This is a genomic window from Fluctibacter halophilus, assembly GCF_020687825.1.
GTDB classification, from domain to species: Bacteria; Pseudomonadota; Gammaproteobacteria; order Enterobacterales; family Alteromonadaceae; genus Fluctibacter; species Fluctibacter halophilus.
On record NZ_JAJEWP010000004.1, the window covers coordinates 53532 to 67255 of the forward strand.

At 54.5% G+C, this 13724-nt stretch carries 12 protein-coding genes; 4 read left to right on the top strand and 8 right to left on the bottom strand.

Features of this window, described 5'->3' with window-relative positions; all coding sequences use genetic code 11:
- Positions 1–34 precede the first annotated feature (34 nt).
- A complete protein-coding gene (locus tag LJ739_RS13490; protein ID WP_229161291.1) occupies positions 35–667 on the top strand; it encodes a tetratricopeptide repeat protein in 633 nt (210 codons plus the stop codon).
- 42 nt (positions 668–709) lie between these two features.
- On the opposite strand, the gene LJ739_RS13495 is transcribed toward LJ739_RS13490, so the two are convergent.
- Complete coding sequence (locus LJ739_RS13495) at positions 710–1351, bottom strand: UPF0149 family protein (RefSeq protein ID WP_229161293.1); 642 nt, start codon at positions 1349–1351, stop codon at positions 710–712.
- Positions 1352–1525: 174 nt separating this feature from the next.
- Between LJ739_RS13495 and LJ739_RS13500 the strand changes: the two genes are divergently transcribed.
- Together LJ739_RS13500 and LJ739_RS13505 are read left to right on the top strand one after the other, a co-directional pair.
- Positions 1526–3715 carry a TonB-dependent receptor gene (locus LJ739_RS13500; RefSeq protein WP_229161295.1) on the top strand — a complete coding sequence of 730 codons (2190 nt, stop codon included), beginning with the start codon at positions 1526–1528 and terminating at the stop codon, positions 3713–3715.
- A gap of 63 nt (positions 3716–3778) precedes the next feature.
- Positions 3779–4975 carry an Nramp family divalent metal transporter gene (locus LJ739_RS13505; RefSeq protein ID WP_229161297.1) on the top strand — a complete coding sequence of 399 codons (1197 nt, stop codon included), beginning with the start codon at positions 3779–3781 and terminating at the stop codon, positions 4973–4975.
- Here LJ739_RS13505 and LJ739_RS13510 read toward each other — a convergent pair whose 3' ends face one another.
- Positions 4976–6103, bottom strand: coding sequence for a MalY/PatB family protein (locus LJ739_RS13510; RefSeq protein WP_229161299.1), 1128 nt, complete (start codon positions 6101–6103; stop codon positions 4976–4978).
- Between the two features lie 46 nt (positions 6104–6149).
- Positions 6150–6533 carry a response regulator gene (locus tag LJ739_RS13515; protein WP_229161300.1) on the bottom strand — a complete coding sequence of 128 codons (384 nt, stop codon included), beginning with the start codon at positions 6531–6533 and terminating at the stop codon, positions 6150–6152.
- A 158-nt stretch (positions 6534–6691) separates the two neighbouring features.
- On the opposite strand from LJ739_RS13515, the gene LJ739_RS13520 reads away from it, so the two are divergent.
- Positions 6692–6922 carry a YgaP family membrane protein gene (locus LJ739_RS13520; protein WP_229161301.1) on the top strand — a complete coding sequence of 77 codons (231 nt, stop codon included), beginning with the start codon at positions 6692–6694 and terminating at the stop codon, positions 6920–6922.
- 7 nt (positions 6923–6929) lie between these two features.
- On the opposite strand, the gene LJ739_RS13525 is transcribed toward LJ739_RS13520, so the two are convergent.
- The 5 genes from LJ739_RS13525 to LJ739_RS13545 form a co-directional block, all read right to left on the bottom strand.
- The gene (locus LJ739_RS13525) at positions 6930–9308 is read right to left on the bottom strand and encodes a DNA polymerase II (RefSeq protein ID WP_229161302.1); all 2379 of its coding nucleotides are present in this window, start codon (positions 9306–9308) and stop codon (positions 6930–6932) included.
- A gap of 9 nt (positions 9309–9317) precedes the next feature.
- Complete coding sequence (locus LJ739_RS13530) at positions 9318–11183, bottom strand: diguanylate cyclase (RefSeq protein ID WP_229161303.1); 1866 nt, start codon at positions 11181–11183, stop codon at positions 9318–9320.
- A 91-nt stretch (positions 11184–11274) separates the two neighbouring features.
- On the bottom strand, positions 11275–12468 hold the full coding sequence (locus tag LJ739_RS13535; protein ID WP_229161304.1) for an ABC transporter permease: 1194 nt from the start codon (positions 12466–12468) through the stop codon (positions 11275–11277).
- Complete coding sequence (locus LJ739_RS13540; RefSeq protein WP_229161305.1) at positions 12458–13156, bottom strand: ABC transporter ATP-binding protein; 699 nt, start codon at positions 13154–13156, stop codon at positions 12458–12460. The genes LJ739_RS13535 and LJ739_RS13540 overlap by 11 nt, the downstream gene beginning before the upstream one ends.
- Positions 13143–13640: a SixA phosphatase family protein gene (locus tag LJ739_RS13545; RefSeq protein ID WP_229161306.1), complete on the bottom strand. Its 498-nt coding sequence runs from the start codon at positions 13638–13640 to the stop codon at positions 13143–13145. The genes LJ739_RS13540 and LJ739_RS13545 overlap by 14 nt, the downstream gene beginning before the upstream one ends.
- Between the last annotated feature and the right edge of the window lie 84 nt (positions 13641–13724).

Here is a 13724-nt window from a genome sequence, read left to right on the forward strand (position 1 = left end):
TACTCATTACACCCGGCCTCGTAGGAAGTATTTTATGACAGTTCGGCAACTCAAATTAGTGGCAGCCGTCTCACTGGTGTTGTCAGCAAGTGCTGGCAACGCTGCAGAGGAAGTACAAGCTGTACAGTTGTACAGCCAGGAAGCGCTGTTGAACATGATCGATAACAATACCCATCTTGACCGTGTCGTGATGGACCGTTGTCAATTGGTCCAGGATATTGAGGCCCGCGCCGAAACACTGAAAATCCCCGCTTACCAGTTTTTGTGGGGTGACATGCTTGCCTGGGGCGTCTGCGTAGAAGCTGATCCTGAGCGCGGTATTGCACAAATTCAGGACGCCGCAGACCAAGGGCTGGCGGCTGCACTTGAGCAACTTGGTCGCTACTATGCGTTAGGCACATTGGTCCAGAAAGACGTCGACCGTGGCATCATTTTTTTGCGTGAGGCCTCTGCTCTGGGCAACTTGAAAGCGCAACTGCGCCTGGCTGATCTGTTCATAGAAGGGCATGGCAGTCCTTACGACTATCAGGATGCCTATCATTGGCTGTATAACGCCATTACCGACGACAAGAAAACCCACCAGCGTATCGCTGATTGCCTGACCGCATTGGCCAACCTGATGCATCCCAAAGCCGTACGACTGGCCAAGCGCCCATTGGAAAACTGAGGATAATAGGGCAGCAGCACCAATCGCTGGGTTTAATCGCGCCTAATCCTGCACAAAGGTTTCAAACTGATTGGGCAGATAGCCTGACAACTGCCCTGCCAGTGACACATAGGCCTGAAGCGCGGGTTCGAGACCATTAAAAATACTCGGCAGCGCGGTAACCAGTTGTTGATTGCCCGCTTCACGAGCCTGCGCAACGGCCAGAGGCACATTGGCGAAAGTGGAAAACAGTCGCAAACAATGCTTGAGGGTTTTGGCCGCATCTGGGGCTTTATGCGGATCTTTGTGTTGCATGCGTTGCCAGGCGTGTTGCCAGGTATTCTCCAGTTGCTTGTGAGCAGCCAATCCGCCGGTTAACCACAGACTGACTGGCGCGTCGGCCTGGTCGATTGCGGGACATTCGTAGCCGCCAGGCAACAAGGGATCGCCACTGCGCATTGCCGCCAATTGCTGCTGCAACCCCTTCATCAACACATCTGCCAAGGCATCTGCCTGGGTTTGATCCGGCAACTGACCATGCACAGCCAGCGACCAAGGCAGCCATTGATCCGGCATAGGTATTTCCGGGGCCGACGCAACAAAACACACCAACCCCGCCACATGGTCAGTGGGATGAACAATATTGGCTAACGGACCACAGGTCAGTTCGGACAGGCTAGCGTACCATTCAGGCGGTGTGTGCATGAGCAATTCCACGGGTTCAACTGCCTGCCACCATAGCAAACTTGATCAGGTTGCCCAAGACAGACTGCGGCAAAAAAGCGTTCAATGGCACACTAAGTAGTTGACCTGCCTATCCGCATTAATGTTATATTATCACATATCACTTGTGACAATATAACATAATGGAACACGACTATGGTTTACCCCCGCGCTTGTGTCATTGCCCTGGCGATCAGTTCTGCCCTAACCCAACAAGCTGTTGCACAGCAAAAACCAACCCAGAAAGATGAAGAGTCCATTGAGCAATTGGTCGTCACAGCCTCACCGCTGAACCGCTCTGTTCTGGAATCAGCCACACCGGTGTCGGTCATTGCCGGTGATGACCTCAAGCAGCGCCTGGCCCCGACATTGGGGGAAACCCTCAAAAACGTGCCCGGTGTACACAGCACCTATTTCGGTCCGGTTTCCAGTAGTCCGGTGATCCGGGGACTAGACGGACCTCGGATCAAAGTTGTGCAAAACGGTCTTGATGTCTCCGATGTCTCCCGGGTTGGTCCCGATCATGCGGTGTCCAGCGAAGCTTCCACCGCCACACAAATTGAAGTACTCAGAGGCCCGGCCACCCTACTGTACGGCAGCGGCGCCATTGGCGGCGTTGTCAATGTCGTGGACAATCGTTTGCCCCGCTTTGTACCAGACGCCCTGGAAGGACAGATCGGTTATCTTCACGATACGGTTTCGAATGAGAACAGCCTCAACCTGAACCTTGATGGTGGTGTCGATGAGTTCGCATGGCACGTGGATGCCTTTAACCGTTCAACCGACGATGTCAAATTGCCCGCCGATGCGGTTGATGATGAACACGATGGCGACACCCTGGACAATACAGCGATAGATGCCGACGGCTTCACCGTTGGCGGTGGCTATATCAGTGATGACTTCCGCATCGCCTTGTCCGTTGGACGACTCAACAGTCTGTATGGGATCCCCGGTCACGGTCATGGTGGTGAGGAAGAACATCATGAGGATGAAGAAGGCCATGAAGAACACGAAGAAGACATCAGCGTCGCCGCTGACCTGAAACAAGACCGTTATCAGGCCGCCATTGACTGGCTGAACCTGCAAGGCCCGTTTTCAGAGGTGCATTGGCACAATGCCTACACCGATTATCAACATCAGGAGCTGGAAGACGGCATTCCCGGCACCCAGTTTAACAACCAGAGCTATGAGTCCCGCTTGTGGGCGAAGCACGCGCCACTCAATGGGTGGCAAGGGGTTGTCGGTGTCAATGTGGTGCGCAGTGACTTTGAAGCCATTGGTGAGGAAGCCTTCACGCCCCCCAGCGAAACCAAAACACTGGCCGCTTTTTTACTTGAAGAGAAGCGTGATGGCGATCTGCTTTGGCAGCTCGGCGCCCGCGTCGAACGGGTTACGCTGACCCCGGACAACGACTTTTACGCAGAGGATGAACACGGCGACGAGCATGATGATGAAGACCATGGTGACGAAGAAATCGCCATCGAAGAGCAGCAGTTTACTGCCGTAAGTCTGTCTGCCGGGGTGGTATGGCAAGCGTCAGAAAACCAGTCTTTTGCGATCAACCTGGCCCGCTCTGAGCGCGCACCCTCCGCTGCCGAACTGTTCGCCAATGGCCCGCACATCGGTACCAACACTTATGAGGTAGGCGCCTTCTTTGAGGTTGAAGCCGATGCCGACGGAGACATACATTTCTACCCTGACAACACCGACATCGAGAAAGAGGTCTCCACTAACCTGGACCTCAGCTACCGCTTTGGTAACCAACATGTCGCATTGGACGTCAGTTTGTTCTACAACCTGGTGGACGACTACCTGTATCAGCAGGATACCGGATTGCTGATCGATACCGGGCACGCCCACGATCATGAAGACGCAGAAGAAGAAGCTGTCAATGCCTTGCCTATCTTCCTGTTCCGTCAACAGGATGCCCGACTGTACGGTATTGAAGCGCAGATGGATTGGCACATTAGCGACACTGTCCGTGTCGCCAGCTACGCGGATTACACCCGTGCCAAGCTCGACAATGATGGCAATGTGCCGCGCATTCCGCCGCTGCGGATCGGTGCCGAACTGCATTATGAACTGAGCGACTGGCATGGCGAATTGTCGGCCGTACACTATGCAAAACAAAACAAAACGGCTTTGATGGAAACCCCCACCGATGGCTACACCCTGATTAATCTGGCAGTCAACTATTACACCTCTTTCGGTGATCAGGACTGGGTTTTCTACCTCAAAGGCAATAACCTGACGGATGAAACTGCCCGGGTGCACACGTCGTTTCTGAAAGAAGATGCGCCGCTGCCGGGACGGGGCTGGGTGCTGGGGACCCGCGTCACATTCTGATCCACTGACCTTGCCACGGCCGGCCAACTTGGTACAGTGGCGTAAAACTCCGTGGATGTACGAATGAAAAAATGGGGACCCGGGCTGATGGTGACCGCCGCGTTCATCGGCCCCGGCACAGTGACCACCGCCAGCATGGCTGGCGCTCAATACGGTTATGCCCTGGTGTGGGCACTGTTGTTTTCGATTCTGGCAACCCTGGTGTTGCAGGAAATGACCTCACGGCTGGGCCTGGTGTCGGGATACGGATTGGCCGATGCCATTCGCAACAGTATTAACGCCAAAGGACTCCGGCTGGTAATACTGATCCTGATTGTCACCGCAATCGGCATTGGCAATGCCGCCTATCAGGGCGGCAATCTGACCGGTGCGGCCATGGGCCTCAGTGCCCTGGTAGGCGCTTCATCGTCCAGCTGGGCCGGCCTGATTGCACTGCTGGCGCTGATGTTGCTGGGCAGTGGGAAACACCATTGGGTCGAGCGTGGCCTGATCACGCTGGTCGTCATGATGAGTGTGGTGTTCATTGCCACCGCAGTGGTCGCCGGCCCTGATATCGGTGCCCTGTTCGCACAATTGACCGCACCCACACTGCCGAGCGGCAGCGAACTGATGGTGATTGCACTGGTCGGTACCACTGTCGTCCCCTACAACCTGTTTTTACACGCCAGTACCGTCGCCCGGCACCGTGATGAACGCCAACCGGTTAGCGAAGCCCTGCGCAACAACCGCTGGGACACCGGTCTTTCGGTAGGTTTGGGCGGTCTGGTGACGCTGGCTATCCTCTCCACATCCGCAACCGCATTTTTCAATCACAACGCCGAACTCACCACCGCCACCATCGCCCAGCAGTTGGAACCTTTACTCGGTATCCATGCGCAGTGGTTTTTCTCATTGGGATTACTGGCGGCCGGGTTGACCAGCGCAATCACTGCGCCGTTGGCGGCGGCTTATGCGGTGTGCGGTGCATTCCAGTGGCCCACCGATCTGCATGCTACCCGCTTCAGGGCCGTGTGGTTCAGTGTGCTATTGATCGGAACGGTGTTTGCTGTTACCGCGATAAAACCTTTACAGGCTATCCTGCTGGCACAAGCGGCGAATGGAATACTGTTGCCGTTTATCGCGGTGTTTCTGCTGTGGATCATGAACCGCAGCGACCACCTTGGCGAGCACCGCAACGGCATACTCGCCAACCTGCTCGGCGGCATTATCGTCAGTGCAGTCACGCTGCTGGGGGTTTATAAAGTGATCAGTGTGTTCTGATCACGTCTTCAATCGCTGCGCCAGGGTATCCAGGTGTGCTTTCGGACAACCAAAATTGATGCGCACAAAATCAGGTGCGCCAAAGTCCTTACCAGGGGAAGGTCCAATACCCCGTTGTTCGAAATAGCCCTGAGGATCATCACTGTCCAGACCGCTGGCATCCACCCAGGCCAGAAACGTTGCCGGTGGCGTAATCATCTGTAATCCAGGGTGCTCGTCAATGATGTCTGTCACCCGGGTGCGGTTTTCGCGCAGGTATTGCAGTTGCGCTTCCAACCAGTCATCGCATTGGGTGAAGGCCGCTTCGGTAGCGACCAATCCCATCAGGTTTGCCCAGGGCACCAGGCCTTTGGCAGCAGACTCAAAACGCTGACGAATTCGTGAGTCAGGAATGATGGCGAATGATGTCCCAAGGCCAGCAATATTGAAGGTTTTACTGGCCGCCATCAGGGTCACTGAACGTCCAGCCAGAGCCGGTTGCTTACCGGCAGGTAAGTGGCGTACCCCCGGCTCCAGGATCAGATCACAATGGATCTCGTCGGAGCACAGCATCACGTCATGCTGTTCACACAACCGGGCAATGTGCGACAACTCTTGCGCGGTGAGCACCGAACCGACTGGATTCATCGGATTGCACAGAATGAATAACGTACACTTGGGGTCCGCCATTGCCGCTTCCAGAGCAGCAAAATCCAGTGTCCAACGCCCCGCTTCCACCACACTGGGCACATCGACCCTCGTCAGACCATGCAACGCGGGCGCAGCCAACAGCGGTGGATAGTTGGGTGTTTGAACAATCACTTTGTCACCCGGTTGGCAGTAAGCCCGGCATGCGACGTTAAATGCTGGTACCACACCCGGGGTCCATACGATCCACTCAGGCCGGATATCCCAGTCATGCTTATCCCGCAACCACCGGACCACGGCCTGGTTGACACCGGTCTGCTGAACCGGCAAGTGGTAACCCAGTGGGCCATGATCGATCCGTTCATGCAGGGCATCCAGAATGGGTTGGGCGCAGGCAAATTCGGTATCCGCCACCCACATCGGCAAAATGTCTTTGCCAGCATACTTCTGCCATTTGAAAGATTGATTGGAACGACGATCGATAATGCGGTCAAAATCCATAACGGTCCTTGCTAACTGAACGGGAAAGGAAGACATTTCCGGCAACTCAGGCGGCTGGGGATATACACTCCCTCACCCGAGCAACCAGATCCTGTTGTTTGAATGGCTTGGCAATAAAACCGGTCACCCCGGCCTGCATGGCGGCCAGCACATACTGTCGGCTGGCGTGTCCGGTCATCATCAAAAACGGTGTATCGGGACTCTCGGCGCGCAGGGCTTTAAGGATGTCCAGCCCTGTATGATCAGGCATTTCCCAGTCGCATACCACCAGGTCAAGATCGCCGTCGCGACAGGTCTGAACACAAGCCATCGCCTCTATACTACTGGACATCAACAGCAGTTCGCCAGACACAATGTCTTCTAAGATATGCTTGACCATTTCCAGGGTTATCGGTTCGTCATCGATAACCAACACTTTGCCACTGAGCACTGCAACTTCCTCTTCGAGATTGGTTTGACTATAGGCCGTTGCAGGGGGTTTCTACAAGTGTAAAAAAAAGCGCCTAATTCCACCCCCTTGATACAGATCAATATCCCGACATGCGGCGAGCGTATAGTGAAATCATCAACCTGAAGAGGAGTTTCCTGATGAAACAGAATGTTGGCATTTTAGACACCGCTATTCGCTCCGTTATCGCTTGCGTGGTTTTGGCGCTGGCAGTTGAAGGTATGTTCTCCACCGTGGTTACCAGCATCCTGGTGTTGGTCGGTGCAATGCTGTGGTTATCCAGTTCATTCGGGGTTTGCTTTTTGTACAAAGCACTGGGCATCGATACCTACCCTGATTTTAGCGATGACTCTTTCCATCCCCAGCATTAAGCGCGAGCTAAAAGAGAGACATCTGATCATCGGACAAACGGCTGAAGTCCAGGCCAATAAACGGCAATATGCCGTCAGCAATGGGTTTTAGCTGTTTGTCGATGTAGTGCTGATAGTCTATCGGTGCGCTGATACTGTCCACGGCCTGCGGCCCCTGGGTGGTGATCACATATTCCACCCAACCACGGCCCTGGTATTTCGGGCTCTTGCCCTGTCGGGCACGCTGCTCGTTGGCATGCAGGGCGGCACGGACATGGGGCGGCACATTTTTGTGGTAGTTTTCCAATCCCTGTCGCAAACGCTTGCGATACACCAATAAATCATCCCACTGACCGTTGCGGGTCTGCAGCAACATGTCCTGGATGTAATGCTGTACATCTTGTTGATTAAACACTTTTTCGAACAGCGTTTGCTGGAAACCCTTGGCCAGCGCGGTCCAGTCACTGCGCACGCTTTCCAATCCTTTAAACACCAGGTCCTGGCCTTCTGGTCGTTGTCGGCGTCCGGCATAGCGCTTCTTGCTGCCTTGTTCAGAGCCGCGAATGGTCGGCATCAGAAACGGACTGAAGTACGTTTCAAATTCGATTTCCAGGTGGCATTCCAGACCATACTCATCGCGGATGTTTGCTTGCCAGCGGGCATTAATGTCATCTTGTAGCCGCCGCCCGATGGCGGTGGCGGATTGCAGGTCCTGCTCACCATCCAGACACACAAAAGTAGAGTCGGTATCGCCATAGATGACCTTGTAGCCTGCCTGTTCTATCCAGCGCGCGGTGGTTTGCATGATTTCATGACCACGTAAGGTGATGGAACTGGCCAGGCGCGTATCATAGAAGGGACATCCGCCAGACCCCAACACGCCATAAAACGAATTCATCAAAATTTTGATCGCCTGGGATCGGGGTGCATCGCCGGCTTTTTTGGCTTCATCCCGCTGTTGCCAGAGACTAGTAATAATGTCCGGCAGGTAATGCTGGGTGCGGGAAAACACGGCGTCTTTGAATCCGGGTATCCCCTGTTCAGGGCATTTAAGTCCCTCCACCAGCCCTACCGGGTCGATACAGAAGGTGCGAATAATGCTGGGATACAGGCTCTTAAAATCCAGCACCAACACATGTTGATACAAGCCCGGATGAGAACTCATCACATAGCCGCCGGGACTAGCCAGTCCTCCATTGGCAGGTCGCATGGGTGCCACATAGCCGGCACGGTGAACATTGGGCAAGTAGAGGTTGAGAAAAGCCGCGACTGAGCCTCCACTGCGATCCAACTCAAGTCCGGTTAGCTGACTACGCAAAGTCAGAAAGGACAGCAATCGGGTGTGGTCAAAAATGTCCTGCACCAACACACAATCCTGCAAATTGTATTCGGCCAGGGCCCGTTTGTTGTGTACAAAGTCATGCTCAATCGCCGCCAGCCGATTGTCCACATCGTCAGAAAGCTTGCCCCGACCCAGTAGGGCCTGGGCAACGTGCTCCAGTGCAAAACTGTCGAACTGGTAAGTTGCGGTGCGCAGGCTGTCAATGCCATCTACCACTTTGCGCCCTTCTATACTGACCCACGCCTGCAGTGTATCGTCGCGTGGGGCGCGCCAATACATCGGTGTGCCATCCCGCCCCAGGGCCAGTTTGACACCACAGCGCCTGGCCGCCTGGTCGAGCACTTTCATGTCAAAATTGACGATGTTCCAGCCGATCAGAATGTCCGGGTCGAGCACATGCAGTTGCTCAATCAATGCCAGTAACAATTCCTGCTCATTCTCAACCCATTGGATCCATTCGGGATCATCGTCAGCTTGCGGCGCACCAATCATGACCACCCGTTGATGACGCCCCTGCACCAGACCGACACTGAACAATTCCCCCCTGCCACTACACTCGATGTCCAGTGACATGACCTTAAACCTGGGCTGCCAGCTCCCTGGCGCCAGTTGCCCTTGACGGATCTCGCTGATGGGCCGCCGAAGTACCCGACTGGGTACGTCGATACGCGTCCCGCTAAAACGACAACTGCCATAGATAAAGCGTTCCATCAGATAGCGATCTGTGGGTTTGACATCGTGTTCGTGACACGCAACGCCGGCGGCCAAAAGGTGGTCTCTGGCGCTGTAATAATCACTCATTCGATCAAAATACAGCGCTTCTGTAGGGGCATGTCCGAAGGTACACAACGGCACCGAACTGCGACGACAGCGCAGCCCAGACTGACTCAACACCTGGTCAGCTTTGTGTCCTTGGTCGGCAGGAATAAAAAACACCGCTTGCTGCGCGGGCACTTGCAATTTAATCGGCCCGGAGGGAGTCACCAACCAATAGACGAAAACGATGCCGGAGGGCGTGTCCCGGTGCTGGCGGGTCAGGATAAAGCCTTGGTTCTGCGCTGACATGCTATGACATCATTGTTTTGGGGTGCACACGACAAACTGATCACGGCCATTGGCTTTGGCGTCATACAAGGCTTGGTCAGCTTCGGCCATCAGTTGGGTCAGGCTCGTATCCGTTCTGTTCAACACCAAGCCACAGGAAATTGATAGCCGCAATCCCTCTATACCAATGCGATCTGACAGTTCATTGACCTTCAATGAAAAGCTCTTGATGATCTTTTTCGCATCTTCCAGGCCAGTATGGACCAGACCGATCAGAAACTCTTCACCGCCAATCCGTCCGACCACATCGGTGGCCCTGAAAGTACGTAGACAAAGCTGCCCCAGTTCGCTCAGCACCTGATCGCCAACGCCATGCCCGTGGGTATCATTGATGCGCTTAAAGTGGTCTAAATCAACGATCACCACCACCAAATCGAAACCATGGCGGTTGGCCAGTTCCAACTGCAGTTGCAAACGCTCAAGGGCGAAACGACGATTCGCTACACCGGTAAGACTGTCATAGTTGGCCAGTCTCTCCAATTGCGCCCGGGCTTTGCGGGTACGATACACCAGCACAATCAACAACACACAGATGATCAGTGACGCCACAAACAACAATGTCAGTTGCACAAAGCGCAGGCGACTGTTCTGCAAATCGGACTGGGTCAGATGGTTGCGTTGCTCTAACAGCCGGTTTTCCCGCTCTTTGGCGTTGATTTCATATTGCGCGCGCAAACTGTGTAATTGTTCCGTGCTGCGTTCACTCATCAGTTTCTGTTTGCGCGGCACCGTCGCCTGCAGTTGTTCATAGGCCGCCTGATACTGGCCCGTTTTGGCTAACCACTGTGCCTTGATCTCATCGATAGCGAGTTGTTGCAAAGGCATGGTTGCAGGATCAAGGAAACCGTATGCCCGTTCGATGTGCTGGTAGGCGATGTCAGGCACCCCTTCTGCCAGCGCAATACGCGCCAGACTGAGGGAGGTGTCTAACTGCATGTAGCGATTTTGGGCAAGATCAAAAGTGCTTTGGGCTTCAGTGTACAGACGTTTGGCGCGGTCCAATTCGTTGCTGCGAAAGGCCAGCCCCGCGAGTTCCTTTAAGGCATAAGCCACACCTTGCAGATCGCGAATACTGCGCGCCAGTTCGGCAGACTCTTCCAGCTGCTGACGTCCAAGTTCGTGCTCGCCCAAATTGCTGTTGGCCCGCCCAAGACCGTACAGGGCGACACTCAACTCAAGGGTATTGCCCTGTTCACGGTGGTAACTCGCAGCTTCCTCAAAAAACGGCACCGCCAGTCCATCTTCGCGACGGTATTCATACACCAGCGCCAGTACACTGGCAATGTGAGCACGACTGACAAGGCCATCGTCCGAGGCTTGTTCATACGCATTCTGCAGGTCCTGCAGAGCTCCCTGGTAGTCCACCAGGCTGATCCGCAACTGTCCCCGGACATACAAGGCATGCACCATCAATTCGGTATTGTCGGCCAATTGTGCCCACACCAATGCGGCATTGGCGCCGACCAACCCTTCGTCTGAGCGGGCCAGTAAATCAAGGGCAAGGGATTCGGCCAGCCGAGCGTGGAAGAATAACCACGGTTGCACTTGGGGATCGGTCAACGCCATTGCCCGCTTGGCATACTCTAATGCCGGACGAGGATAGGTTTGTGCGTAATAGGCCAGGCTCAGCACATAATGGTATTGAGCCCGCTCGATATCGCTGTTTAATGCCTCAGCATCGCGGCGTTGCAACTCGCTGATGATTTTGTCGGGATGTTTGTTCAGCGCGACCAGCCAGTCAGCATAAGGCTGAGAAAAGGTCGTTACCGGCTGGGCGGCACTGGCTGCACCCGACAGGCACAACAGCATCAACAGCGTACGCAACCAGTTGGTCATCCTTTTACCCATAAACCATGCACTCTTCATACACCTCAGTGTACCTCGTGGGGCGCAGAAAAGGTTATCTGCACTCATACCTCGGCATCGTTCAGTCGCTAGCCATCAGTGCACGCTGCAGCGTGGCCCGGTAGCTACTCAATGCCGGTATCAGGCTGACCACTTGTCCACTGATGACCAACAAACCAAGCAATCCAGCACTTTGGGTAGTGAACACATTGCTGCTGATCATCACCCCGTAAGTCTGCAACAACCAAGGTTGCAGCAGCATCGCGCTTAGCCACAGCACTAACAGAGCAAGCATAGCGGCGACTAAGGTCATGAACAGAGTTTCTATCAAAATAAGTCGCACCACGAAACCGGGCCCGGCGCCGATAGCCCTGACCATTGCCAGTTCACGCTGGCGTTGTGCCATAGACGCCAGCAACTGAGTACACAAACCACCCAACGCCGCGAACAGTACCAGGCTGCCAATGACCATCAACAGTACTTCGACGCTATCGAGCAGCGACCACAATGAGGTCATCGCCAGTCGGGGCATGATTGCACTGAGCGGCTCCTGGTCAAACTGGTTAATAGCGCGCTGTAGCCGCAGCACCGCGAAAGGCGAAGAAACCCCCAACAGAAAGCTGTTGATGGCTTGTTCAGAAGCACTGCTACCGTGCAATTCACTAACAGCGCCCTTGTCTATCCACAGGGATTTATCCACCGGTGTTCCGGTGGGTGAAAGAATGCCGACCACATGAAAGGTGTGTTCACCATGCTGCTTAAAACTGACCCGCGCCGTACCGTGAGAAAGGTGCAGAGTATCGCCCACAGACAATTTCTGCTGGCGAGCGACCAATGCCCCCAAAACGACATCATGGTGCTCGGTAAAAATGCCGCCAGACTGAAAGTCCAGCGGCTGTTTATCGACCTGATAGTGGCTAAAGAATGCCGCTTCGGTACCCACCACCGGGTACCCCTGAAAACTGTCGCCGACCACCAAAGGGACGGCCCATTCAACGTCTTTGTGCTGCTGCCAATGTGAAAAACTGTCGCTGGATACCGTGGTCGGCAGCGTTCCCATATGAAAAACACTGGCCAGCAACAGGTTGATGTCACTGGTGCGCGGGCCAACGATAAGATCAACACCGGAAACTGAGCGTTCAAAGCTGCTTTTGAGTTGCTGTGAAACATGCACCACGGCCAACAGTACCAACGCACTGATCGCCAATGTCAGTGTGGTCCAAAGTGCCGTCTTCCAACGGTACAATAAGCTCTGCCAGGCGAGTTTAATCAACATGGTCGTATTCCACCTGATTCAGGGTACGCAAATCCAACTGTTGGGAAAAGTGCCCCGCCAGTTGATGATCATGACTGACAAACACCATCGATGCGCCTTGCTGCTGTAGGGTTTCCATCAGCAACCCCATAAAGCGTTCGCGGTTTTCTTCATCCAGGGCCGAGGTGGGTTCATCCGCAATCAACAATGACGGGCGATTGATTAACGCCCTGATAATGGCCACCCGTTGACGCTGCCCTACGCTGAGAGTCATGGCCGGACGCTCCTGGAGCTCAGCGGGCAATTGCATGCGCTCACACAGATGGGTCAGCATTGACAGTGTTTCTGTGCGTGACTGGTCGGCAAACTGGGCCGCCAGCAAAACATTGTCACGGACGCTGAGATACGGGATGAGATTGTGCTGTTGAAACACCATACCAATGTGGCGGGCCCGAAACCGATCACATTGTCGGGAGGACAACTCACCCAACGGTTGACCCAGTACAGTCACTTCGCCTTCACTGGCAGGCAGTATCCCGGCCAACACACTCAACAGCGTTGACTTTCCAGATCCCGACGGGCCATATAAGAACACATGCTGTCCGTGCTCGACCTGCCAGTGCGGAATGTCCAACACAGGCCGTTGCGTATTCGGATAACGAACCACCAGTCGGTCAACGGCAACGGCGGCGCTATCATGGCGTTGCAACGGAAACCTCCTGCATCGTTAACTGTCGTTGCCCCTGCTGTTCAGAAACCCGATACAAGGTACCGTAATCGCTTTCGCCGATTTCAATGCGCTGGCCGGTCAGCCGTTCAATCAATGGCGGCACGGTATTGCTGTGACCTACAATTAACACAGCACCTTCAATGTCCTTCAGACTGTCGAGTAATGCAGTCGGGTTCATCGGATCATAGGAGGTGACTGCAAGTCCCTGGGAGTCAGCGGTTGGCGATGCAGTTTGCTGCGTGCGGCGATAATCGGTTGCATATACCCGGACCAATTCTTTATCTGACAACAGCGTCGCCAGTTGGATAGCCCGTTGCTGACCGGTAGGTGTTAACCCCGGGTCCTGGACATTGGCCTGTTTTTCAAAATGTCGGGTCATGAAGATATCCGCGGCCTGAACCGGCGCAGCCAGAGTGACTGCGCACAGGGCCACGAATGACAGCAAAGTGCTACATGTATTCATCGTGCAGTGCTCACAAACCTAGTGTGGCAGCATTGTGCCAGAAGCGGCAGTCTGACAACAATGTTTCTCAGGCGATCAATGCAG